Consider the following 22,501-nt stretch of genomic DNA (forward strand, 5'->3'; position numbering starts at 1 on the left):
TTGGCCGAGCGGTATCCCGAAAACCACGACGAACGCGATCGGGGACAATAAATTATTTGGCCGCTCTTTTTAGTTTACCGATATACTGTGAGTAGTTTTTTAAACTTATTGCGCATTAATTCATTAAGTGAATCTAAAAATACATAAACATAATACCAGCTTAATTATACATGGATTTTTATGACAGAAACGTCATCTCACCGCTATAAACCACGCAATATAATAAATGCGCCAAATGTAAAATCGTCTATTTTTTCCCGGAGCCAACAACGCGGCGACAGCGAAATTATCCAGCGCTGGTTAAGCAACCATTTTTATCGTTGGATCATTGGTGACTTTCCTCATGTTTATCCTGTGCGCTCCGTCGCCGATTATGCCGTTTATTTTAGCGCTGATGCAGAAATCCCCGCCTGGCTGGCGCCAAAGCTGGGTGGCGATGAGCGCTTTTACTACCTTAACGTTCAGCACCCGCAACTTGTGGCGATGGAAAGAGATTTAGTGGAATTTCTTTCGCGTCAGGAAGGAACGCGGCTGGAAACTAAACTACAGCGTATCAACTGCTTTACCGTGCTGGCAATGCGCGAAGCGGAGCATCAAAAAATGCAGCGCCTGCGTGAACAAGGTTGGTATCCCTCCAACAGCGAGGCGCTAAAACCGGTGATGACGGTGAATAACGGCGTACTGGTTGAGCTTGATGCAACAAACCCCGGCCTGCGCAGTGAGATGGCGTATGAATCCTGGCATATGCAACACTGCGTCGGAGATTTTGATAATAAAGGCGCGCTTTCCGGCGGCTACGGCGATTACTACGCCCGGCAAATTGAACAACAGAAACTTCGCCTGTTCAGCCTGCGCGACGGCAATAATATTCCCCACGTTACAATAAGCCTGGTGGTTGGTAATAACGGCCTGAGCATTGATCAGATTAAAGGTAAGCAAAATCGCCATCCTATTAAGAAATATGCTAACGATGTTTTATCTCTGTTACGCCATCTGCAACCACTTCCTGAGCGCCACGCTGATTGCGAAGGGATGGGAATAGTTTATGAATTGACGCCGGAATATTCAGGTTGGAAATTTATTACGCATATTCATGACCTCAATTTTCTGCTCAATGTGCTGCATGACAATTTTCACTTAATGGAACACTTCCCCACTCCCCCGGTAGCTTTACAGTGGCTGCTGCTGCACAGCGCCCCGGAGGCGCTGCGCTACCTTCAGGTTGTTGATCCTAACGTGGCGACGGCTGCGGAAATGCTGTTTCCGCAGCATGAATGGCATCCTACGCTTGCCGGGAAAAACACCAGTAGCGAACCTTTCGAAATTGAAAGCCTGACGCTACAAACCACGCGCTACCTCCCTGTCATCAAGGAGGTGCAATAATGTTCTGGATTGTTCTTATTATTGCCGCCCTATTTTTTAGCTGGCGCAACTACAAAAAAAACAAACCGCTGATTGCAGCCCGTATCGCCGAGGAGAAAGAAAAAGATCGCCTGAAAGACCTGCGTCGCGATACCCGACGGCGGCAATGGGCGCTGGCGCTAGCTGATATCCTCGCCCGGCGCAACGGGCTACCGATCAAAGGCGTTGAGCTGGTATTTAAACTTGACGATGACAAACGCCGCTATCTGGCGCAGCAGGTAAAAAAAGAGCTGGGCTTGAGCGAAAACCTCGACGGCGCGGCGTTACGCCACAAGGTCGAGGATATCTTACGCCGCTGGCCTGCGGGCATCGGCAGCTCGCCGCGCACGTTTTATCATCATCTGGCGGCCCAGGGCCAGGTCCGCGACGCGCTGGCTTTCGACTGCATGCGCACCGCCTTTCTGACCCGCTGTATCGCCGGGCTCGGCTGGTGCGACGTACATCAGGCCTGGCTGGTGTTATTACTTAACGCCCAGCGCGCTCAGGACTGTTTTGATTCCTGGGAGGATTACGCCACCGCCTACGTTCGCGCCCGCCGGGTATGGCTCACGCTACGTGACACGCCAACAGCGCTTGCCGGACGGGATTTACAGGAAGCCACCCATTATCTGCAAGACCCTGTCAGCCGCTGGCGACAACTGCCGTGGAATGAATTCAAAATTTTCGAGCCGATTTAAAGGACGCTTTATGGAACAGGATGATCGTCTGCTCAACGCTATGTTTGAGATGTGCAACCACAAAAATCCCCTCAATGACGGGCAACGAGAGTGGCATATCGCCGATATTCCCGGCCTGCTGCGCGAAGAACGCTATGACGAACTGGACGAACGCTACAACCAGGCGCTGACGGAGAGCTTTACCAGCCGCGAAGCGGAAAAGCGCTATTTCTTCGCCTGGAATCAAATGGACAACCCTTTTTACGATATGGACACGCTGGTTGAGGCTGGGCCGCAAGGATTAGCGCTGATCAAAAACTGGCAGCGCGCCCGTCCTCGCTCCACTCACGCCTGGCTTGCCGAGGCGCAATACTGGAATCACCGTGCGTGGCTTTACCGCAGCTATGGCTGGGCGAGAGAAACCACCCGAGCGATGTGGATCTGCGCCGCCGCCTGCAACGAACGGATGGTCATCGCCGCGCTCAATGCCATCGACTGTGAACCGCGCCAGTGGATGGCGGCGGCCCTGACCAGCACCAACTCAAAAGTCTTCGGCCAGCCCGAGTGGCTGGTTGAGTTCCTCGTGGGCGCGGATGTTGCCGGGCAGCCATTAATGGAAGATCTGGCTGAATATCATCGCCATTCACCGCAGGAGGTGGACGCGCTGATGGCCCATTCCGGGTTGTCGTTTACCGACGCGGTTTGCCCAAATTTGCCGCGCCCGTCCGTGCTGCCGGAGTGCAATGACGATGCCGGGCAAAAATACTGGCTCGCCGTCTGCCTGGCTATTTTCCCGACGGCATTTTACGTGCTGGATGAATATATCCCGTTTCGTATGCCACGCTGGAGAGGGTCTCACGAGGAAATCCGCGAATTTCTGGAATCAAGCGTATGCGATCACCTTTCTGCCGCAGAACGTGAACATCTGGAGCTATTGATCTGGTGGGACGATCACCGCGATCTGCGCATCAAAGAGGTTGACTCCCCGGCAGAACAGGAACGTATTATCGCCAAAGCCGAAGAGATTAGCCTGCGAGCGCATATCCAGGAATCTCGCCACAACGCGCTGGAGTGGCTGCGGGTCTGCTATAGCGATCTGGACGATAATGACGCGCTCTGGCGAACCCTTCAGCGTTCGATCGTGGAAAAAGTTAAGCTCAACAATTACTTCTCTGATGACACGATAAAGTTCGCCCTGCGCGATTTTCCTGACACCTGGTGGATGTATAATTTTCTCTGTCAGAATGCGCAGCAAACGGAATTCGCAGTGCCGAAAATCCGTCGTGGCTACTTTCAGTACGCCGGGTTATTGGGTTTCGAAAAGGATGAGGCGCAAGGCCTCGCCTGGCTCGATAGCGTCGCCGACATTCAATATAACCATAACTGGCGGGCGGCGATTAAAAATTTCGACTGGTTCGGGCTCCCGGAACATTTCGTGCCGCTGGCAGAGCTGGGCGCACAAAGAAATATACCCGCCGCGCTAAACTTGCTGGGCCTTGAACACAATAATAAAGAGAACAACGGCCTACTACCTTACGATCCTGCCATCGCGTTAGGGTATTTTCAGCGCGCGGCGGAGATTTTGCACCGGCAGTTAGCGCTGCGCGAGAGCACCCCGTACAAATTAATAGATAACGGAGGCTATACCGACTATGAAAATGACCTGCAAAATATTCATTTCAGCATTGGCATCTGCAACCAGCGTCTGAGTAAACAAGAACCTGATACCGAAAAACGTTCCGCTTATGAAAAAGAACTACTCGATAATCTCTGGCTGGCGCATCAGTTCGGGCATAAAGAGGCCTGGGGCTTGTTCCTGCTGAATATTTTTGAAGTGAAGGATATTACGCTGGCGCATAAGCATCTGGAACTGGTGCAACAAGAGGCCAACAAAGGCACGCTACATGCTATGGTGACCCTATCGCGCCTGCACGGTAATAAACACGATCGAACGCTGTTTAATATGAAGCTAAGCGCACGCTGGGCGCATTTTGCCTTCACACTTTACCCGGATAATGAAATCGTTATGGACTGCCTGGACCACCTGCATTTCGATTCTTTCTGGAAACGCTTTCGTTTCGCCTGGTATACCGTCCGTATCCCGAATTCAGAGCTGCCGGGACAGGTCAACTCAATGGTGTAAGGTGGTTTACTCCCCTCTCCCACGGCGCTACAATGCCCGCCCTTAAAGTGAGGACTCTCCTCAAGCCGCCTCATCAGGTGAGGCGGATCTGACCTGTCATCAGAACGAGAAAATGATGTTTAAACCAGAACTCCTTTCGCCGGCGGGAACGCTGAAAAATATGCGTTACGCTTTCGCTTACGGTGCCGATGCCGTCTATGCGGGCCAACCACGCTACTCTTTACGCGTGCGTAATAACGAATTCAATCACGAAAATTTGCAGCTTGGCATCAACGAAGCCCACGCGCTCGGAAAAAAATTCTACGTGGTGGTGAACATCGCCCCGCATAACGCCAAGCTCAAAACCTTTATCCGTGACCTGAAACCCGTCGTCGAGATGGGCCCGGATGCGCTGATCATGTCCGATCCAGGGTTGATTATGCTGGTACGCGAGCACTTCCCGGCAATGCCGATTCACCTGTCGGTACAGGCTAATGCCGTAAACTGGGCGACGGTAAAATTCTGGCAGCAGATGGGACTGACCCGCGTGATTCTCTCCCGCGAGCTGTCGCTGGAAGAGATTGAGGAAATTCGCCAGCAGGTGCCGGATATGGAAATAGAAATTTTCGTCCACGGCGCGCTATGCATGGCCTATTCCGGCCGCTGCCTGCTTTCCGGCTACATCAATAAACGCGATCCGAATCAGGGCACCTGCACCAATGCCTGCCGTTGGGAATATAACGTGCAGGAAGGAAAAGAAGACGTTGTCGGCAACATCGTGCATAAGCATGAACCGATTCCGGTACAGAACGTTGAGCCGACGCTCGGTATCGGCGCGCCGACGGATAAAGTGTTTATGATAGAAGAGGCCCAAAGACCGGGCGAATACATGACCGCGTTCGAAGACGAGCATGGCACCTATATCATGAACTCAAAAGATTTGCGCGCTATCGCCCACGTGGAGCGCCTGACGAAAATGGGCGTCCACTCGCTGAAAATCGAAGGCCGCACCAAATCCTTTTATTACTGCGCCCGTACCGCCCAGGTCTACCGTAAGGCCATCGACGACGCCGCCGCGGGTAAACCCTTCGACCCTACGCTGCTGGAAACGCTGGAAGGTCTGGCTCATCGCGGCTATACCGAAGGTTTCCTGCGTCGCCATACGCACGACGATTACCAGAATTACGAGTACGGGTACTCCGTTTCCGAACGCCAGCAATTTGTCGGCGAGTTCACCGGTGAGCGTAAAGGCCAACTGGCGGCCGTGGCGGTGAAAAATAAATTCTCCGTTGGCGATAGTCTGGAGCTGATGACACCGCAGGGAAATATCAATTTCACCCTGGAACAGATGGAGAACGCCAAAGGCGACGCTATGCCGGTGGCACCTGGCGATGGCTATACCGTCTGGATGCCCGTCCCGCAGGACGTTACGCTGGATTACGCACTATTGATGCGTAATTTCTCAGGCGAATCAACGCGTAACCCCCATGCTAAGTAGTTAATTGCGGTTATTTTTTCATGGCGGGAAGATTCTTAGAAATTGATCACATACCGCTTCGCTCAATGCGGGTATTATTCAACGCGCTGAAAAACATAACCCATAAATGCTAGCTGTACCAGGAACCACCTCCTTGGCCTGCGTAATCTCCCTTACGCAGGCTTATTTTTTGCGTATAATCCATAAAAAAGTGGTACTTCCCGCCATATCCAAAATTGACCACACTAACCAAAGCGCAAATGGGCGCTTAGGTTTAGAGACCTCCCCTATCCATTGCCAGCCAGCAAGTCACAATCCTCCCCGCATCCGGTCGGACTCAGGACTTAGCATTGTGACGTTAACGTTTAAAATCAGTGAATTAAATCAATAACTACTTTGTGAGCACTTACACAAAAAGTTTCCAGGTTATTAAATTAAGGTTAAAAACTGATAATTTAAGCGTGTAAAAATATGGCACGTTTTAATGCCGCTTTTACAAGGATTAAAATAATGTTTTCCCGGATTAGAGGTTTGATTTCATGTCAAAGTAATACTCAAACCATCGCACCTACGCTCAGTCCACCTTCATCAGGCCATGTAAGTTTTGCTGGGATTGATTATCCTCTATTGCCACTAAATCACCAAACGCCGCTCGTTTTTCAGTGGTTTGAACGCAATCCAGATAGATTTGGTCAAAACGAAATTCCCATTATCAATACGCAGAAAAACCCTTATCTTAATAATATTATCAATGCTGCTATAATAGAAAAAGAAAGAATTATCGGTATTTTCGTTGATGGCGATTTTAGCAAGGGACAAAGAAAAGCATTGGGAAAATTGGAACAAAATTATAGAAACATAAAGGTTATTTACAATTCTGACCTTAATTATAGCATGTATGATAAAAAGTTAACGACGATTTATTTAGAAAACATCACCAAACTGGAAGCTCAGTCAGCAAGTGAACGAGATGAGGTCTTGCTTAACGGGGTAAAAAAAAGCCTGGAAGATGTCTTGAAAAACAATCCGGAGGAAACGCTTATTTCATCTCATAATAAAGACAAAGGTCACTTATGGTTTGACTTCTACAGAAATCTTTTCCTGCTAAAAGGAAGCGATGCCTTTCTGGAAGCTGGTAAACCTGGTTGTCATCATCTGCAACCAGGCGGTGGGTGCATATATCTTGATGCAGATATGTTACTTACTGATAAACTCGGTACTTTGTATTTACCTGATGGTATCGCTATCCATGTAAGTCGTAAAGATAATCATGTTAGCCTTGAAAATGGGATTATTGCTGTTAACCGCAGCGAGCATCCAGCATTAATAAAAGGACTCGAAATTATGCACAGTAAACCTTATGGCGATCCCTATAATGACTGGCTCAGTAAAGGGTTGAGGCATTATTTTGACGGTTCTCATATACAAGATTATGACGCATTTTGCGATTTCATTGAATTTAAACACGAAAATATCATTATGAACACAAGCAGTTTAACTGCCAGTTCTTGGAGGTAATCATGATAGCCTTGTTTTACTCACCCTTCCCACCGTCACGTATAATCGGTATCCAGAGTTATTCCTTTATCCTGTAAAATGTGATACAGATTCTCCATTGATCTAATAACTACCTCAATTTCACATTCAAGTTTCTCTACAGAACTTTCATTGAGTGAGAAGTTGAGAGCCAGTAATAATGATTGTGAGTTATTATCATAACACAAATGTGGTCCATTATTCTCTGCAAACCATAAATTAGCATTGAGAAATTCAAAAGCAAGATTATTATTATCCGGAGGTTTTCCGCAAAAACCGTATATCATTATATACTCACTGTTAGTGCTTGTTAGTAAGATACGGTAACGGTTATCTATAATAAATGAGCATAATCTGTTTTCGTCAAAGACAATTGAATCGGTATTTAATTTTAGTGAAAACTGTCTTAATAAGCGATCGGCTCTTGAATACATAACACCCCATACTCTATCTAAAGCGTTTCTATATAAGTCATAAGCCTCTGGTCTGGACGATTAACACCTCGTGTCATCGTCGGAATTCGTCTTTTCCCTATGACTTGCTGTGTTTGCTCATTTATGGCCAGGCTGGCCGGGTTCTGATGCCATTTGCGCTAAGGTATAGTCCGGCGCATATTCCCATCATACCAATTCCCCCCATGCCAAACGATGCGCCTAAAACCGTCAGAGCGGTAGTATATGCCGCACCACTACTGACACTGGCGACAGCCCCTGAGCATACCCCACTGAAAACACTTGTAAACAATGCCGTGGTTCCCAGGCACATTAAACATCTGGGTTTATTGCCGTAAGCGTTAAAATCAACGATTTCAGCTACCGGTTTTTCGTCATTACCCCGTTCAGAAGGAGGGAGCAATGGCGTTTGCGCATTCACGCCTGAAGTGACATTCATATAAACCTCTTCATGCACATGCCTGTTTATGTTTATGAGAAAAGCGATACATCAGGCAACGGTACGACTATAGGACACCGCGCTAAGCCATCATCTAAATAGGTTTTATTTGATATATAGTAGCGTGCTTCTAATAGTGCGCCGTGTTTCTGCTAAAGAGTCTAAAGAACATTTCGATTTTATGCTATTAAAAAGTATGTTTGGTAATAAATATCAGGTTTTTATCTGATATTATGGTGTTTGAAATTAATACTGATAACTGACGTATGTTCGTCTTGTTAATTCTCCGTTTCGTTATCAAAGGCGCTATATCGGAAAGCGTCTGACTACCCCTTGTGATTTCCTTGCACTCTCACAAGCGCTACTCAATGCGCATACCGGCATCTCTCTTGTCGCCATTTGCCTTAAACCATGCTTCGCTTACCGCTGCGTACAGCAGGAAGAAAAACGGTAAAGCAATAAGTGCGCAACATTTCAATTTTCATCCTGTTCTGACCTCGCTTTTTCATTTCTGCTATACACTTTCTGGAGATTGTTGTTCAACCTATTAAGGCATAACGGATGGCTAACTTTCCCGCCAGCTTACTGATCCTCAATGGCAAAAGCGCTGATAACCAGCCGCTACGTGAGGCCATTACTCTACTTCGCGACGAAGGCATACAGATTCACGTTCGGGTAACCTGGGAAAAAGGCGACGCGCAGCGTTACGTTGATGAAGCCCGTAGACTGGGCGTTGAAACGGTGATTGCCGGCGGCGGAGACGGTACCATTAATGAAGTGTCGACCGCGCTCATCCAGATCCGCGACGGCGTAGCCCCTGCACTGGGCCTTTTGCCGCTCGGCACCGCCAACGATTTTGCCACCAGCGCCGGTATTCCTGAAGCGCTGGACAAAGCGCTGAAACTGGCGATTGCCGGAAACGCGATGGAAATTGATATGGCCATGGTCAATGATAAAACCTGTTTTATCAATATGGCGACGGGCGGTTTTGGCACCCGCATTACCACCGAAACGCCGGAAAAACTTAAAGCCGCATTGGGCGGCGTCTCCTATCTTATCCACGGTCTGATGAGAATGGATACGCTGACCCCTGATCGCTGCGAAATACGTGGCGAAAACTTTCACTGGCAGGGCGATGCGCTGGTGATCGGCATTGGCAATGGTCGTCAGGCTGGCGGCGGGCAGCAATTATGTCCCACCGCGCTGATTAACGACGGACTGTTACAGCTACGGATTTTTACCGGCGAAGAGCTGTTGCCGGCGCTGTTTTCCACGCTCACGCAGTCAGATGACAATCCGAATATTATTGACGGCGCCTCAGCGTGGTTTGATATTCATGCACCGCATGAAATCACGTTTAATCTGGATGGCGAACCACTCAGCGGGCAAGAATTTCATATTGAGGTGCTGCCTGGCGCATTACGCTGTCGGCTGCCGCCGGACTGCCCGTTGCTACGTTAATAACACCTGTCGCTGGCCGGATGCGCTCACATCCGGCTTTTCTTCGTTGAACTCAGGCGATGGTGACTTTGCTATCCAGATAGACATCTTGTACGGCGTTAATCAACTTCACGCCATCAGCCATCGATTTCTTAAAGGCTTTACGTCCCAGAATTAGCCCCATTCCACCGGCTCGTTTGTTGATCACCGCGGTACGAACCGCGTCGCCGAGGTCAGTGTCGCCGCCGTCCGCGCCGCCGGAGTTGATAAGCCCGGCGCGTCCCATATAGCAGTTCGCCAACTGGTAACGTACCAAATCGATCGGGTTATCGCTGGTCAGTTTGCTGTACACGCGGTCATCGGTATAGCCGAAGTTGACTGCTTTATAACCGCCATTATTCTCGGCCATTTTCTGTTTCACAATATCCGCGCCAATCGTAGCGGCCAGATGGTTGGCTTGCCCCGTCAGGTCAGCGGATACATGGTAATCAACGCCGTCTTTTTTAAAGGAAGAATTACGCAGGTAAGCCCACAATACGGTCACCATACCCAGCTCATGCGCACGCTCAAAAGCTGCGGAGATCTCTTCAATCTGGCGACGAGACTGTTCCGAACCGAAATAGATCGTCGCGCCTACCGCCACGGCACCCATATTGAACGCCTGCTCAACGCTGGCGTACAGGGTCTGATCGTACTCTGTCGGATAGCTCAATGTTTCGTTGTGATTCAGTTTGACCAAAAACGGAATACGGTGCGCATAGCGCCGTGAAACCGAGGCCAGTACGCCGTAGGTAGAGGCCACGCAGTTACAGCCGGCCTCAATCGCCAATTCAACAATGTTTTTTGGGTCAAAGTAGCGCGGGTTAGCCGCAAAAGAGGCGCCGGCGGAGTGCTCCACCCCCTGATCGACGGGCAGTATCGAAAGGTATCCTGTTCCCGCCAGGCGTCCAGTATTATAGAGCGTCTGCATATTACGCAGAACGGCTGGTGGACGATTATTGTCAATCATCACCCGGTCAACATAATCCTTGCCGGGTAGATAAAGCTGATCGGAAGGAATGGTCATACAACGATGCTGTAAAAGGCTGTCGGCGTCTTTGCCAAGCAACTGCGCAATATCAGTCATAGCTATGCTCCCGTAAGTTCCGATAGGGTATCGGAAGGTGAATAGTCCTGCCCCGCAGATTGCGGGTCGCAATAAGCCTGGTACTGACCGACCATTTTTGCCAACTTTAGCGCATTTTTTCGGCGCTATCTGCTGACTCGATTCACGTCCGAAAAAGTGTTAGATCGGTCAAAATTAATGCTCAATGGTATTTAAAAGGTATTATTAAATGGTATTGTCATGGCGTACCTTACCTGTCATGAAGGATTCAAAAATGAAAACGACCTTTAAACTGTCGTTCATGATGTTCGTGGAGTGGTTTATCTGGGGCGCCTGGTTCGTCCCCCTGTGGCTATGGCTAAATAAAAGCGGGTTTTCCGCCGGTGAAATAGGCTGGTCTTATGCCTGTACCGCCATTGCGGCGATCCTGTCGCCGATTCTGGTCGGCTCCGTTACCGACCGTTTTTTCTCAGCGCAAAAAGTCCTGGCGGTACTGATGTTTGCAGGCGCCGTGCTGATGTATTTCGCGGCGCAGCAAACCACCTTCGCCGGATTCTTTCCGCTGCTTCTGGCCTATTCATTGACCTATATGCCGACCATCGCGCTGACAAACAGCATTGCCTTCGCTAACGTACCGGACGTTGAACGCGATTTTCCACGCATTCGCGTTATGGGAACCATTGGGTGGATTGCCTCCGGCCTCGCCTGTGGATTCCTGCCGCAAATGTTAGGCTATAACGATATTTCCCCCACCAACATTCCACTGCTCATAACCGCCGCAAGTTCAGCGTTGCTGGGCGTATTTGCGTTCTGTCTGCCAGACACGCCGCCAAAAAGCACCGGCAAGATGGATATTAAAGTGATGCTGGGGCTGGATGCGCTGGTCCTGCTGCGCGATAAAAACTTTCTCGTTTTCTTCTTCTGTTCCTTTCTGTTTGCGATGCCGCTGGCCTTCTACTACATCTTCGCTAACGGCTATCTGACAGAAGTAGGAATGAAGAACGCCACCGGCTGGATGACGCTCGGCCAGTTCTCTGAAATCTTCTTTATGCTGGCGCTGCCCTTTTTCACTAAGCGCTTTGGTATTAAAAAGGTATTATTGCTTGGTCTTATTACCGCCGCGATCCGCTACGGCTTTTTTGTCTATGGCGGCGCGGAGACGTACTTCACTTACGCCCTGCTGTTCCTCGGTATTTTGCTGCACGGCGTAAGTTACGATTTCTACTACGTCACCGCCTACATTTATGTCGATAAAAAAGCGCCGGTTCATATGCGTACCGCTGCGCAAGGGCTTATCACCCTCTGCTGTCAGGGATTCGGCAGCCTGCTGGGCTATCGTCTCGGCGGCGTGATGATGGAAAAAATGTTTGCTTATCCGCAACCGGTTAACGGTCTGACATTCAACTGGGCGGGCATGTGGACGTTTGGCGCAGTGATGATTGCCGTCATCGCGCTACTGTTTATGATTTTCTTTCGCGAATCGGACAAAGAGATCACTGCTATTGACGATCGCGATATTGCGTTGACACAAGGGGAAGTAAAATGAAAGCAGAACGTATTCTCGGTGCTCTTTACGGGCAAGCGTTAGGGGATGCGATGGGAATGCCCTCTGAGCTGTGGCCGAGAACGCGCGTCAAAGCGCATTTCGGCTGGATTGACCGCTTTCTGCCCGGGCCAAAAGAAAATAATGCCGCCTGCTATTTTAACCGCGCGGAGTTTACGGATGATACCGCAATGGCGCTCTGCCTGGCCGACGCGCTACTCGAATGCGAAGGCAACATTGATCCCGAGATTATTGGGCGTAACATCCTCGCCTGGGCGGAACGCTTTGATGCGTTCAATAAAAATGTACTCGGCCCGACGTCAAAAATAGCGCTGAATGCGATTCGCGACGGCAAACCCATCGCGGCGCTGGAAAATAACGGCGTGACTAACGGCGCGGCCATGCGCGTTTCGCCGTTGGGCTGCCTGTTGCCGCCAACTAACCTGACAGCCTTTATAGCAGAAGTGGCGTTAGCCTCCAGCCCGACGCATAAATCCGATCTGGCGGTGGCTGGCGCCGTGGTTGTCGCCTGGGCCGTCTCACGAGCGGTTAACGGCGACACGTGGCAAAGTATTGCCGACTCGCTCCCCGCCGTCGCCCATCAGGCGCAGACAGCGCGTATTACCACGTTTAGCGCCTCGCTATCGGCACGTCTGGAACTGGCGCTAAACATTGTCCGCCATGCCGACGGCGTCGAATCTGCCAGCGAACAGCTCTATCAGATCATCGGCGCGGGAACCAGCACCATTGAATCGGTTCCCTGCGCTATCGCCATGGTGGAACTGGCGAATACCGATCCTAACCGCTGTGCCGTGCTGTGCGCTAACCTCGGCGGCGATACCGACACTATCGGCGCGATGGCCACCGCCATTTGCGGCGCGTTGCACGGGGTAAGCGCCATTAACCCCCAGTTAAAGCAAACGCTGGACGAGGTTAATCAGCTGGATTTTGCGCGCTATGCCGTTGCGCTGGCGAGTTATCGTCAACGGCGGGAGGCACTATGAACGGCGCACGGTTGCTGACATTATTACCGACCCTGCATACCCGGCGTCCGCTCACCGTTATCGGCGCGGCAGTGATCGATATCATTGCCGACGCCTGGACGTTGCCGCGTCGCGGAGGCGATATTGAACTGCAACAACAGAGCGTCAATGTCGGCGGCTGTGCGCTGAATATTGCCGTGGCGTTGAAACGACTGGGGATTGACGCCAGCAATGCGCTGCCGCTGGGCCAGGGCGTGTGGGCGGAGAGGATTCGCCGCCGTCTGGCAAAAGAGGGATTATCCAGCGTGATTGACGCGGTTGAAGGAGATAACGGCTGGTGTCTGGCGTTAGTCGAACCGGATGGCGAACGCACGTTTATGTCTTTTAGCGGCGTGGAAAACCAGTGGAATGCAGACTGGTTGTCGCAGCTCAGGACACCGCGGGGCAGTCTTGTCTACCTGTCCGGCTATCAACTGGCCTCGTCCTGTGGCGAACCACTGATCCAGTGGCTGGAAACCGTCGACGATGTCACGCCTTTTATCGATTTTGGCCCACGAATCGGTGATATTACAGACGATGCAATGGCGCGCATTATGGCCTGCCGGCCCATCGTCTCCCTCAATCGCCAGGAAGCCATCATCGCCGCGGAACGCGCCGGACTTGCGACCGATACGCGCACTTTCGGCGAAGCATGGGTAAACCGCTTTTCCGCGCCGCTGGTGGTGCGCCACGATAAAGACGGAGCGTGGTATTTTAGCGCGCAATCTTCCGGCGTTGTGCCAGCGTTTCCGGCAACCGTGGTGGATACCATCGGCGCGGGCGACAGCCATGCTGGCGGCGTGCTGGCAGGACTGGCGTCAGGCTGGTCGCTCGCGGATGCCGTACTGCTGGGAAATGCGGTGGCGAGCTGGGTGGTCGGGCATCGCGGCGGCGACTGCGCGCCCACGCGCGAGGCGCTACTCCTCGCACACAAAAACGTATAGGTCGCTACGACAATAACTGATGCTGTATTCAATAGGCCGCTGCTGCTGATCGAGCGCCACCTGCTTAATCACCAGCACCGGCACTTTACCATCCATTTGAATATGCGACTGAAACTCATCATCCGGCATCCGGGCGCTGACGCGGGATCGGGTACGCTGAGGGTAAATGTGCTGGCGACGAAAATAGTCATACAGAGAAATACCAATCGCGTCGACATCATGAATCAGATGCGCGGGCACCCAGGACTCTTCAATCGATACCGCGTCCTCATCAACATAACGAATGCGTTTGAGTAAAAAGACGTCGCTGCCTGCGGGGATCGCCAGGTGCTGCGCGACCTCATCCGGACAACTTACCACGCGTTTGTTAACCCATAGCGTATCCGGTTTTTTGCCGCGCAAGACAACCTGCTGAGAAAATCCCCGCGCCTCTTTCAGGGAATATTCAAAGATATTATTGATTTGCGTACCGTAGCCGCGGGCGCGCGTGACAACACCCTCTTCTTCCAGCGCCTGCATCGCTTTTCGTACCGTGATGCGCGAGACGCCGGTAAGCTGGCTGAGATCGCGTTCGCCAGGCAAAATATTACCGTGCTCAAGAATACCGCTGCGCACGGCATCCTTTACCGTCTGGGCGAATTTCATGTATAGCGGCGTATTATCCGCCGCTGAAATTCGTTCATTCAGTTGCGCGATGAGCCGGGTATGCGCTTGTTCCATTTATCTTTCCTGACGACGGGTCTGTAGGCAGTATACTACCACCACGCGTGGAAATGATGTACCGGACCAATGCCCTTCCCCACTTCCAGCGTGTCCGCCTGCGCCAGCGCCGCCGAAAGCCATGCCTTCGCCTCGTTTACCGTCTCTCCCCAACTGCGATGCCGGGGCCGTAACGCCGCCAGCGCCGCCGACAGCGTACAGCCCGTCCCATGCGTATTTTTGGTGTTCACACGCGGCGCGCTAAAACGCTGCTCGCCCTCGCGGGTAAAGAGCCAGTCCGGGCTTTGCGCATCCTCTAAATGCCCGCCTTTCATCAATACCGCTTCACACCCCATCGCCAGTAACGCCCGCCCCTGCGCCAGCATCTCCTGTTCCGTACGCGCATGGGGCGCATCCAGCAACGCTGCGGCTTCCGGCAAATTAGGCGTAATCAGCGATACCTGCGGCAACAGCCGGACGCGTAATGTTTCTATCGCAGAGGGCGAGAGCAGCGGATCGCCGCTTTTCGCCAGCATCACCGTATCCAGCACCACATTACGTACATGATGGCGCTGTAACCGTTCCGCCACGGCCTCGACAATATCGGTTTCCGCCAGCATCCCGATTTTCGTGGTATCAATGCGCACATCGCTGAACACGGAATCAAGTTGAGCGGCAACAAAGTCCGGCTCTATCCGGTACACCGACTGTACGCCACAGGTATTTTGCGCCACCAGCGCAGTGATGACCGAACAGCCATATGCGCCCAGCGCGGAAAAGGTCTTGAGATCCGCCTGGATACCGGCCCCGCCGCTGGGATCGGTGCCGGCAATCGTCAGCGCGTTAATTCGTTGCATTGGCCGCCTCCACATCCAGATGATAGAGCGCATCAAGAAAAGCCGGGATGAAGCTACCCGGTCCTTCGCTACGCTCTGCCGCGGCCTGTCCAGCCAGTTTCATCCAGCAGCAGGCCGACGCGACATTGTCCAGCGCGGCGCCCGGTAACGCGCAACTGGCGGCGACGACCGCCGACAACGCGCAGCCGGTGCCTACAATGCGAGTCATTAACGGATCGCCGCCGGGAATGCTCAGCGTGCGCTGACCATTAGTGACGTAATCTATCTCTCCGGTAACCACAACGATGCAGTCTATCTGACGCGCCAGCGCCTGCGCCGCAGGCAGTGCGGCCAACGCCGCCTCGGTGGTATCTACGCCACGTCCGCCCAGCGCCATGCCGGATAACGCCAGGATTTCCGAGGCGTTGCCGCGTATTGCCGCCGGGCGCAGGGACAAGAGATCCAGGCAAAATCGCCGACGAAATTCCAGCGCGCCCACCGCGACAGGATCAAGCGTCCACGGCGTTTTGGCATCATAAGCGCTTTCTACCGCCGCACGCATCGCGTCAGCGCGTGAGGCAGTTAATGTTCCGACATTAATCAGCAAGGCGTTGGCGATGGCGGCAAACGGTCTGGCCTCGACAGGATCAATCACCATGGCGGGTGAAGCGCCCAGCGCCAGCAACGTATTGGCGGTAAACGTTTGTACGACGTCATTCGTCATACAGTGCGTAAGCGGGGAGAGCGCGCGAAAGTGTTTTAACGTATGCGCCGCAAGCGTGCGGCAGTGCAGGTCAGGCTGCATGGTTCAGCTCCTGCCCGCGTGAAGAAGGGACACGAGCAGTGTCAGACTTCCCTACGCTGGCATTATCCAGATCAGGTGGTACGGGTATTTCTCAGCCTTCACAAAGAAGGGCACCCCGAGTCGTCAAGCCCCACCGTGTTAAGCGGGGTTTCGCTATTAAGCATACTGTCTGTGCCAGACAATGTAAATTTACAGTCAGCGGCGGACGATAATTTCAGCGTTATCAGATAGTTCTCAAAACCTATTCGGTTCTGGCAAACTTGCTGGCGGATATGTTGCTGCACGACGCTTTCGTTTACACTTTTTACGAAAAGGGGCGTGAGATAACAAAATAGCGCTTGTCAGATACGCCACCAGCAGAAATGATACACACGATGTTAACTGACCCGCATATGTGGAGGGTAAAAGTATGAAAAGTAAGTTGCTGCCTTGCGCGCTGTTGCTTGCAACCAGTTTTGCATGGGCCGCCCCCGCGACAACGGGCATTGATCAATATGAGTTAAAAAGCTTTATCGCCGACTTCACCCACTTCAAGCCCGGCGATACCGTTCCGCAAATGTACCGCACCGATGAGTATAATATTAAACAGTGGAAATTACGTAATCTGCCCGCGCCAGATGCCGGTACTCACTGGACCTATATGGGCGGCGCGTATGTACTGATTAACGATACCGATGGAAAAATCATCAAAGCCTATGATGGCGAGATTTTTTATCATCGATAAAAAAAGCCCCCTCATCCAGAGGGGGAAATACAGCCCCATGTTACTTTTTTATTAGCCCTTAATCACTCTATCCCCTTCAAACTGCCTTTTTTGTTGACTGCCTTCACTACCCGATTCGCTCTGGATCTCGCCCTTTTGAAACTACCGCATACCACATTAAAATTTATTGCAGAAAGATTGTCATCCCGGTCACTTATTATTGTAAGTGACCGGAAGTTCATTCACCTATCGCGCCATATATCTTAAATGTTTTTCATATATATTAATCGTATTTCACATAGATCAGCGCAGTCGCTTTTAGATCGCCTGGCTTTATATTGTCTCGGTCATAAACATAATAACTGGCGATAATAGGGATTGTTATCATATCACTGTTGAGCGGCGTGCCTACTTGATCCACTTTCCATAACGTTGAAGCATTACCCTGCTCTGCTGTATTTGAAATATTCACCGTTTTTCCACCGCTCTCCAGTATAAATCCGACGCCATTATTCACAGCACCACGCAACACAGAATAGCTATCTGGTATTAAATCACTGCTGGAGAGATAAACCGTCATTTTACGCGATGTTTGTTTAGCATTACCAAAAAGATTATCACACTGGAGTCGAATATTATCCGCGGCATTTTTGTTGCTGACCTTGCCTGTGTTATATAATTCAGAAAGCGCAATATTCGGTAGCGTGATCGTCAGATCTTCAGGTTTGCAGGTTGTCTGCTTGCGATCGTAGGACACAAACAGATCAAATGAATATAACCCTGCACCTCTAAGATAACTATTATAATCTGCGGCACAGGCATTCCAACCTCTTCCTGCTAGCAGGCACCCTAAAAACCGCAAACCGGCCGTAAACTGAGTTGCAGAAGAAGCGCTTGTTATTGATACCACCCCGTTGATTAGGACACTGTTCCCACTACCGGCAGAAATATTTACATTCGCCCCAGAGGAAGCGGGTTCAACCGTTACCGTATAGCCCGTTGTAAACGGCATTGTGAGAGTATTATTATCTGCCCAGGCGATTTTTAACTTCAGTTTTACTGTATCATTGTATAATCCCACGATGATATCGGAAGGATCCATACGCGTTATCTTATAAGTCCCTGAACAAGTTGTATCGTTAAAATTATGGCTATAAGTTGCGGACTGATTAGGGTTAATCGTAAAATCCTCACGAATAATTAAATTATCCTGATAAGTAATTTCTCCCGTACAGGCTGCGTATGTTTCAGGTAAAATCAATAACATCACGATAAAAAGAAAGAGTTTCATTTCACCACCTCACCACTACCGACAAATATAAACTTTACTTTCATCAACCGTTTTACCAAAGGTGATTGAACATGAAAGCCCCTGCTCTTTATCTACTGGTACACTGACTTCGGGCGGAATATCATTCGTTCGAATAAATAGCTGACTACCTTGTCCAACAATGCCCACATTATGACCATGATGATCTACTACATCATAACCAAAAATAAGAGGCGAACCATCAGGACGCTGCGCTTTAATAAACCATGGTTTACGCTGGTCGGTATCAAAATTCACTAGCACGACGGCCCCTCGGTACGGGGCGGCAACTTTACGGTTACCGCGTAATTCCGTTTCACTGCTACTTTGCGACACATCAAGCATAAGATGGTTTTCGCGATATGGCGTAAGGTTGTCATAAACCACCGTTCCTTTTTTATTGGTGGTCCGATATTTTTGGCCGTTAACGTAGGCTCCTTCAAGTCCCGGAGCCTGCATAATCGCAAAGGTATCTGAAAGCCGGCTGGATAAATTCAACCCGCCACTCCAGGCTACAACCCCACCGGAAATACTTCCGCCGGTCTGAGTATAATTGGACGACTGGCTGTAACTACCATTAAGCGTTGCAACGGGCGTATTCCAGGTTAAATTCGTCCCCGCAGTGGTCTCACTATCGTGTCGCTGATGACTAACACTCACGCCGTAATTAAATTGATCGCGACTGCCTGCCGTACCGGTTAAACCAATATTGTTTGAGGTAAATCCATCATCATCAAAGGTCGTCGAGTTCGACACATTCAGATGACGCCGCGGGGTAGTAATACCGTCCCCCCAGTCAAAGGGAATTGAAATAAACAGGTTAAAACGTTTATCTTCATTATGATCCTCGTCGTAAGTCTGACTGGCGGATAACGTATAATTAATTTTCTGGAACGTATTGGAATAGCTTATTTGATAATCTTTACTGGTGCCGCTACGTCCCCAGTAATCACGCCATAATGCACTCAGTGATACTGCGCCCCATCCTTCTGGCAAGGATTGGCTCACATTAGCTGAAAACGTATTTTTACGCCCAAAATCGTTTTGATAATAATCAGCAATATCGTATACATCATTCTTATCGCGACGATAGTTATTTTTATTATTGGCCCAGACATGATCGTTAAATGTGCGGTAATCCTGTGATGAATACCGATACGCAGCCAGACCAAACCGAGTTAATGTTTGGGTCAGGTATTTATTATAAGCAATCTGATAACTCTGACCATCAAATACATCGCCATTATCCTGTTTACTGTGCGCTCGCGTAGCGTCAAGCGAAATGGCGCCAATCCGGGTATTCCACCCCGTGCCGAGGGTAAACGCATTATAATGGTTCGATAGCATCGTACCGCCATAAAGCGTCAACAGGTTATTAAGGCCATACTGATAACTGATTTGTGTAAAATCGGCCTGATTATCGGCGCCTTCAATATGACTACGGCCGGCGGAAAAATCATACTTAGAGACGCCAGGCTGCAACATGTTCGGTACGGAAGCGTAAGGCACCAGCCAGGTATTTATCGAACCATCCGCCTCACGCACGGTGACATCAAGATCCGCGCCACCGCCCGCGAGTTGCAGATCCGCAATGGAAAAGGGGCCAGGAGGAACCTCTTTCTGATAAACAACGAATCCGTTCTGTTCGATGGTTACCAAAGCGTTAGTCTGTGCAATCCCCTGCACCAACGGCGTAAAATTCTGTTTCGAGTTTGGCAACATTTGCATATCGCGAAACAGGCGAACGCCGGTAAATCTCACAGAATCAAAAATCTCTGACGAGGTATACTGATCCCCGGCGCGTAATGTGCCGAGGAGCTCAGCGATACCGCGCTCCAGATACAATGTGTTGCTTTTCCACTCACCGCTGCTGCCATCGGTTTTATTAAATGTGGTATCCGCATGCGCTTGCCAGCCCAACAGATTGAAACCGCTATTGAACCGAACGTAAGTACTTTCACTACTGCCAGAATTCTTATAGTCACTGTAATACTGGCTGGCATAGTAAGAAGTATAAAATGCATTGATGCCGCGATCCCAGTTTTCAGGCAATACATAACCCGCCTCGACCTCATTTACATAGGCCTGGGGAACGCTCAAATCCAGCCGAAAAACGCCAATATTAAAAGTATAGCCACCGCTTCTCACGACATCTTTTAACGCAATACAATCCGTTGCTCCCTGCGGTTGCAGACCATCGCTTATCACACCAATATTTTTCAACAACTCAGTTGAAATACACGTGCTACCGGGATCATCGGCAACAATGATATCGTATTTACCTCGCCATTGATTGTTGACATAAATATCCAATTCGTACTGTCCCGGAATTGGCTTATTCTCATCCAGATGGAAATTTGTTATTTTTTGATCTCTCATTCCCCCCACCATAAAATGGGTATCAAACGTTTCCGTCGCGATAGCCTGCGTTTGCCAGGTAAACAGAGTCAATAAAACAAGCGAAGCGATGGGCGTCATCCTTAGCATGATGAACTCCTGTTTATTTTACATTCATTTTGCTACTAATATAGTTACCATTATCATCAATAATCGTTACTTCATACTGGCTTGTTGACGCATATTTCATGTTAATATTTTGCGTCGATAGCGGTGGCAGCATGATAGTTTGATCATTAATCTTAGTATTTCCTGCTTTTACATCCGTCACGGTAATCCAGTTTGCAGTATCATTTTTCATGATGACAGCTTTATTACTGCGAAATAAACCAATCCTCTGAAAACTGTCTTTGGTTACGGCGGCAATTCGACTGGGGCGCCATATTAATTTTATTCGATTCTGCATTGCGAATTTAAGCACATTTTTACCGGCGTTTTCCTGGCTGTTTGGTGGAATATCAAGCACATTCAGATAAAACAGACTTTCTTTGTTGTCCGGTAAGCTATTAGGCATTTTCTTGATTTTGATCTGCTGACCAGACTCAGCGGCAACGCGCGCCACTGGCGGCGTCAGCATAAATGGCACCTGAATTTTTTCTGGCGGTAATGAAGTGTTACCGTCATCAATCCAGGACTGTACCAGCGAAGCTTGCTCGCCCTGATTCACCAATTGTACAACGACTTCTTTCTTCTCTGCCGGGTAAATCACACGCGTACCATAAATAACAATACCAGCATGCGCAGGCAAAATTATGGCAGATAATAATACTGCAGATAATATTTTCATATTTACACGGCCTTGCTTATAAAAAACCGGCGACGAACGCCGCCGGTTGAATAAATTAGTCAGTAACAACCGTTAAAGTCAGTGTTGAGCTAACATCACCAGAAGCAACATCACCGTCTAAACGCGCATAGCGTGCTAAAAAAGTCAGGTCGTATTCACCGCTGCTATTTGGATCTAGTGTCACCCCCGTCTCTGGATCAATCTGATTATCCGTACTTCCGTAGTAAACCGCAAAACCGACACCTTTGGCAGACCCGTTATTAAATGTGATATCGTGGCTGTCAAATTGCGTTGAAGAGAAGGTAATACGCGGCGCTACACCCTGTTGACATTTTATTTTCAACGGCATCTGAGTTTGATTAGTTACTGCGTCATAAATCTGACCCGGGGTTAAATTAATTATTTTATCCGCACCAATTTCATTCAGTCTAATTTCAGCGGTGTTCGTACCCAAAAATTGACAGGTAGTACCAACCACCTTTCCGTTAATATTCAGAACGCCTGAATCATACTCATCAACAGCAAAAGCCCCAGCGCTCATAAATACAGCAGACAATACAGAAGCAGCAATAAGTGAACGTTTCATAATCTCTTCCTTAATGAAGTAATTTCTATTTGTTAAGAGTTATTAACCCTTGCAACGAAAATTCTCATAGACAGGAAGTTATCGCAATGTAAACACGATGTTTTGTTGATTTAAAACAATTTACAGATTGCAATATAATTGCAACAAATAATCATTGCTTATCATTATTTTGTAAACTTATTAATTTCCGAAATTTACTGCCCTTAAATATAAACACAACA

20 protein-coding genes, 1 pseudogene and 19 other annotated features are annotated in these 22,501 nt (G+C 49.7%); of the genes and pseudogenes, 11 read left to right on the forward strand and 10 right to left on the reverse strand.

The window, feature by feature from the left end:
* The first annotated feature begins 180 nt into the window (after positions 1 to 180).
* The 6 genes and pseudogenes from STM2132 to STM2137 all read left to right on the forward strand — a co-directional run bounded on the left by STM2132 (position 181) and on the right by STM2137 (position 7,195).
* Positions 181 to 499, forward strand: a pseudogene (locus tag STM2132) (pseudogene; frameshift).
* Positions 493 to 498: a ribosome-binding site (putative RBS for STM2133; RegulonDB:STMS1H002278), on the forward strand. It overlaps the preceding pseudogene by 6 nt.
* Positions 493 to 1,383, forward strand: a protein-coding gene (locus tag STM2133) for a putative cytoplasmic protein (protein NP_461077.1). Within the gene, positions 499 to 1,383 belong to an annotated coding region; the region does not span the whole gene. Before STM2132 ends, STM2133 begins: the two are co-directional and overlap by 7 nt.
* Positions 1,376 to 1,381: a ribosome-binding site (putative RBS for STM2134; RegulonDB:STMS1H002279), on the forward strand. (Overlaps the previous gene by 6 nt.)
* Positions 1,376 to 2,099, forward strand: a protein-coding gene (locus STM2134) for a putative inner membrane protein (protein ID NP_461078.1). Within the gene, positions 1,383 to 2,099 belong to an annotated coding region; the region does not span the whole gene. Before STM2133 ends, STM2134 begins: the two co-directional genes overlap by 8 nt.
* Before the next feature lie 4 nt (positions 2,100 to 2,103).
* Positions 2,104 to 2,109: a ribosome-binding site (putative RBS for STM2135; RegulonDB:STMS1H002280), on the forward strand.
* The gene (locus STM2135) for a putative inner membrane protein (RefSeq protein ID NP_461079.1) occupies positions 2,104 to 4,221 on the forward strand. Within the gene, positions 2,110 to 4,221 belong to an annotated coding region; the region does not span the whole gene. It overlaps the preceding feature by 6 nt.
* Positions 4,222 to 4,327: 106 nt before the next feature.
* Positions 4,328 to 4,333 (forward strand) — a ribosome-binding site (putative RBS for yegQ; RegulonDB:STMS1H002281).
* Positions 4,328 to 5,698, forward strand: a protein-coding gene (yegQ, locus tag STM2136) for a putative protease (RefSeq protein NP_461080.1). Within the gene, positions 4,337 to 5,698 belong to an annotated coding region; the region does not span the whole gene. It overlaps the preceding feature by 6 nt.
* 450 nt (positions 5,699 to 6,148) lie before the next feature.
* The gene (locus STM2137; protein NP_461081.1) at positions 6,149 to 7,195 is read left to right on the forward strand and encodes a putative cytoplasmic protein; all 1,047 of its coding nucleotides are present in this window, start codon (positions 6,149 to 6,151) and stop codon (positions 7,193 to 7,195) included.
* Between the two features lie 35 nt (positions 7,196 to 7,230).
* Here STM2137 and STM2138 read toward each other — a convergent pair.
* The gene (locus tag STM2138) for a putative cytoplasmic protein (RefSeq protein ID NP_461082.1) occupies positions 7,231 to 7,652 on the reverse strand. Within the gene, positions 7,231 to 7,647 belong to an annotated coding region; the region does not span the whole gene.
* Positions 7,647 to 7,652: a ribosome-binding site (putative RBS for STM2138; RegulonDB:STMS1H002282), on the reverse strand. (Overlaps the previous gene by 6 nt.)
* Positions 7,653 to 7,768: 116 nt before the next feature.
* The gene (locus tag STM2139) for a putative inner membrane protein (protein ID NP_461083.1) occupies positions 7,769 to 8,110 on the reverse strand. Within the gene, positions 7,769 to 8,104 belong to an annotated coding region; the region does not span the whole gene.
* Positions 8,105 to 8,110: a ribosome-binding site (putative RBS for STM2139; RegulonDB:STMS1H002283), on the reverse strand. (Overlaps the previous gene by 6 nt.)
* Before the next feature lie 543 nt (positions 8,111 to 8,653).
* Positions 8,654 to 8,659 (forward strand) — a ribosome-binding site (putative RBS for yegS; RegulonDB:STMS1H002284).
* Here STM2139 and yegS point away from each other — a divergent pair.
* Positions 8,654 to 9,565 (forward strand): putative diacylglycerol kinase catalytic domain containing protein gene (gene yegS, locus STM2140; protein ID NP_461084.1). Within the gene, positions 8,666 to 9,565 belong to an annotated coding region; the region does not span the whole gene. Its footprint overlaps the feature before it by 6 nt.
* A 52-nt stretch (positions 9,566 to 9,617) precedes the next feature.
* Here the strand turns inward: yegS and fbaB are convergent.
* Positions 9,618 to 10,684, reverse strand: a protein-coding gene (gene fbaB, locus STM2141) for a 3-oxoacyl-[acyl-carrier-protein] synthase I (RefSeq protein NP_461085.1). Within the gene, positions 9,618 to 10,670 belong to an annotated coding region; the region does not span the whole gene.
* Positions 10,679 to 10,684, reverse strand: a ribosome-binding site (putative RBS for fbaB; RegulonDB:STMS1H002285). Its footprint overlaps the gene before it by 6 nt.
* 227 nt (positions 10,685 to 10,911) lie before the next feature.
* Positions 10,912 to 10,917 (forward strand) — a ribosome-binding site (putative RBS for yegT; RegulonDB:STMS1H002286).
* On the opposite strand from fbaB, the gene yegT reads away from it, so the two are divergent.
* The 3 genes from yegT to yegV all read left to right on the forward strand — a co-directional run bounded on the left by yegT (position 10,912) and on the right by yegV (position 14,158).
* Positions 10,912 to 12,195 (forward strand): putative MFS family transport protein gene (gene yegT / locus STM2142; protein ID NP_461086.1). Within the gene, positions 10,924 to 12,195 belong to an annotated coding region; the region does not span the whole gene. Its footprint overlaps the feature before it by 6 nt.
* Positions 12,179 to 12,184: a ribosome-binding site (putative RBS for yegU; RegulonDB:STMS1H002287), on the forward strand. It overlaps the preceding gene by 6 nt.
* The gene (gene yegU / locus STM2143) for a putative glycohydrolase (protein NP_461087.1) occupies positions 12,179 to 13,196 on the forward strand. Within the gene, positions 12,192 to 13,196 belong to an annotated coding region; the region does not span the whole gene. Before yegT ends, yegU begins: the two co-directional genes overlap by 17 nt.
* Positions 13,185 to 13,190 (forward strand) — a ribosome-binding site (putative RBS for yegV; RegulonDB:STMS1H002288). It overlaps the preceding gene by 6 nt.
* Positions 13,185 to 14,158 (forward strand): putative sugar kinase gene (gene yegV / locus STM2144; protein NP_461088.1). Within the gene, positions 13,193 to 14,158 belong to an annotated coding region; the region does not span the whole gene. The genes yegU and yegV overlap by 12 nt, the downstream gene beginning before the upstream one ends.
* Here the strand turns inward: yegV and yegW are convergent.
* The 3 genes from yegW to thiM all read right to left on the reverse strand — a co-directional run bounded on the left by yegW (position 14,132) and on the right by thiM (position 16,511).
* Positions 14,132 to 14,890 (reverse strand): putative gntR family regulatory protein gene (gene yegW, locus STM2145; RefSeq protein ID NP_461089.1). Within the gene, positions 14,132 to 14,878 belong to an annotated coding region; the region does not span the whole gene. The two genes, yegV and yegW, sit on opposite strands and share 27 nt — an antisense overlap.
* Positions 14,885 to 14,890 (reverse strand) — a ribosome-binding site (putative RBS for yegW; RegulonDB:STMS1H002289). (Overlaps the previous gene by 6 nt.)
* Before the next feature lie 23 nt (positions 14,891 to 14,913).
* The gene (thiD, locus tag STM2146) for a hydroxy-methylpyrimidine kinase (HMP kinase) (RefSeq protein NP_461090.1) occupies positions 14,914 to 15,727 on the reverse strand. Within the gene, positions 14,914 to 15,714 belong to an annotated coding region; the region does not span the whole gene.
* The gene (gene thiM, locus STM2147) for a hydoxyethylthiazole kinase (THZ kinase) (protein ID NP_461091.1) occupies positions 15,701 to 16,511 on the reverse strand. Within the gene, positions 15,701 to 16,498 belong to an annotated coding region; the region does not span the whole gene. The genes thiD and thiM overlap by 27 nt, the downstream gene beginning before the upstream one ends.
* Positions 15,722 to 15,727 (reverse strand) — a ribosome-binding site (putative RBS for thiD; RegulonDB:STMS1H002290). Its footprint overlaps the gene before it by 6 nt.
* Positions 16,506 to 16,511: a ribosome-binding site (putative RBS for thiM; RegulonDB:STMS1H002291), on the reverse strand. It lies within the gene thiM.
* A 381-nt stretch (positions 16,512 to 16,892) precedes the next feature.
* Positions 16,893 to 16,898 (forward strand) — a ribosome-binding site (putative RBS for STM2148; RegulonDB:STMS1H002292).
* On the opposite strand from thiM, the gene STM2148 reads away from it, so the two are divergent.
* Positions 16,893 to 17,222, forward strand: a protein-coding gene (locus tag STM2148) for a putative periplasmic protein (RefSeq protein NP_461092.1). Within the gene, positions 16,908 to 17,222 belong to an annotated coding region; the region does not span the whole gene. Its footprint overlaps the feature before it by 6 nt.
* A 262-nt stretch (positions 17,223 to 17,484) precedes the next feature.
* Here the strand turns inward: STM2148 and stcD are convergent.
* The 4 genes from stcD to stcA form a co-directional block, all read right to left on the reverse strand.
* The gene (stcD, locus tag STM2149) for a putative outer membrane lipoprotein (RefSeq protein ID NP_461093.1) occupies positions 17,485 to 18,503 on the reverse strand. Within the gene, positions 17,485 to 18,492 belong to an annotated coding region; the region does not span the whole gene.
* Positions 18,498 to 18,503 (reverse strand) — a ribosome-binding site (putative RBS for stcD; RegulonDB:STMS1H002293). (Overlaps the previous gene by 6 nt.)
* A gap of 4 nt (positions 18,504 to 18,507) precedes the next feature.
* The gene (gene stcC, locus STM2150; RefSeq protein ID NP_461094.1) for a putative outer membrane protein occupies positions 18,508 to 21,009 on the reverse strand. Within the gene, positions 18,508 to 20,997 belong to an annotated coding region; the region does not span the whole gene.
* Positions 21,004 to 21,009 (reverse strand) — a ribosome-binding site (putative RBS for stcC; RegulonDB:STMS1H002294). Its footprint overlaps the gene before it by 6 nt.
* 1 nt (position 21,010) lies before the next feature.
* Positions 21,011 to 21,708, reverse strand: a protein-coding gene (gene stcB, locus STM2151) for a putative periplasmic chaperone protein (RefSeq protein NP_461095.1). Within the gene, positions 21,011 to 21,694 belong to an annotated coding region; the region does not span the whole gene.
* Positions 21,703 to 21,708: a ribosome-binding site (putative RBS for stcB; RegulonDB:STMS1H002295), on the reverse strand. It overlaps the preceding gene by 6 nt.
* A 41-nt stretch (positions 21,709 to 21,749) precedes the next feature.
* Positions 21,750 to 22,292 (reverse strand): putative fimbrial-like protein gene (gene stcA, locus STM2152; RefSeq protein ID NP_461096.1). Within the gene, positions 21,750 to 22,280 belong to an annotated coding region; the region does not span the whole gene.
* Positions 22,287 to 22,292, reverse strand: a ribosome-binding site (putative RBS for stcA; RegulonDB:STMS1H002296). It overlaps the preceding gene by 6 nt.
* Positions 22,293 to 22,501: the final 209 nt, after the last annotated feature.

Source organism: Salmonella enterica subsp. enterica serovar Typhimurium str. LT2 (assembly GCF_000006945.2).
GTDB classification, from domain to species: domain Bacteria; phylum Pseudomonadota; class Gammaproteobacteria; order Enterobacterales; family Enterobacteriaceae; genus Salmonella; species Salmonella enterica.

Coding starts and splice junctions, on each gene's coding strand:
- STM2134 (NP_461078.1), top strand. CDS start 1,383: ATGTTCTGGATTGTTCTTATTATTGCCGCCCTATTTTTTAGCTGGCGC.
- STM2135 (NP_461079.1), top strand. CDS start 2,110: ATGGAACAGGATGATCGTCTGCTCAACGCTATGTTTGAGATGTGCAAC.
- yegQ (NP_461080.1), top strand. CDS start 4,337: ATGTTTAAACCAGAACTCCTTTCGCCGGCGGGAACGCTGAAAAATATG.
- STM2137 (NP_461081.1), top strand. CDS start 6,149: ATGGCACGTTTTAATGCCGCTTTTACAAGGATTAAAATAATGTTTTCC.
- STM2138 (NP_461082.1), bottom strand. CDS start 7,647: ATGTATTCAAGAGCCGATCGCTTATTAAGACAGTTTTCACTAAAATTA.
- STM2139 (NP_461083.1), bottom strand. CDS start 8,104: ATGAATGTCACTTCAGGCGTGAATGCGCAAACGCCATTGCTCCCTCCT.
- yegS (NP_461084.1), top strand. CDS start 8,666: ATGGCTAACTTTCCCGCCAGCTTACTGATCCTCAATGGCAAAAGCGCT.
- fbaB (NP_461085.1), bottom strand. CDS start 10,670: ATGACTGATATTGCGCAGTTGCTTGGCAAAGACGCCGACAGCCTTTTA.
- yegT (NP_461086.1), top strand. CDS start 10,924: ATGAAAACGACCTTTAAACTGTCGTTCATGATGTTCGTGGAGTGGTTT.
- yegU (NP_461087.1), top strand. CDS start 12,192: ATGAAAGCAGAACGTATTCTCGGTGCTCTTTACGGGCAAGCGTTAGGG.
- yegV (NP_461088.1), top strand. CDS start 13,193: ATGAACGGCGCACGGTTGCTGACATTATTACCGACCCTGCATACCCGG.
- yegW (NP_461089.1), bottom strand. CDS start 14,878: ATGGAACAAGCGCATACCCGGCTCATCGCGCAACTGAATGAACGAATT.
- thiD (NP_461090.1), bottom strand. CDS start 15,714: ATGCAACGAATTAACGCGCTGACGATTGCCGGCACCGATCCCAGCGGC.
- thiM (NP_461091.1), bottom strand. CDS start 16,498: ATGCAGCCTGACCTGCACTGCCGCACGCTTGCGGCGCATACGTTAAAA.
- STM2148 (NP_461092.1), top strand. CDS start 16,908: ATGAAAAGTAAGTTGCTGCCTTGCGCGCTGTTGCTTGCAACCAGTTTT.
- stcD (NP_461093.1), bottom strand. CDS start 18,492: ATGAAACTCTTTCTTTTTATCGTGATGTTATTGATTTTACCTGAAACA.
- stcC (NP_461094.1), bottom strand. CDS start 20,997: ATGCTAAGGATGACGCCCATCGCTTCGCTTGTTTTATTGACTCTGTTT.
- stcB (NP_461095.1), bottom strand. CDS start 21,694: ATGAAAATATTATCTGCAGTATTATTATCTGCCATAATTTTGCCTGCG.
- stcA (NP_461096.1), bottom strand. CDS start 22,280: ATGAAACGTTCACTTATTGCTGCTTCTGTATTGTCTGCTGTATTTATG.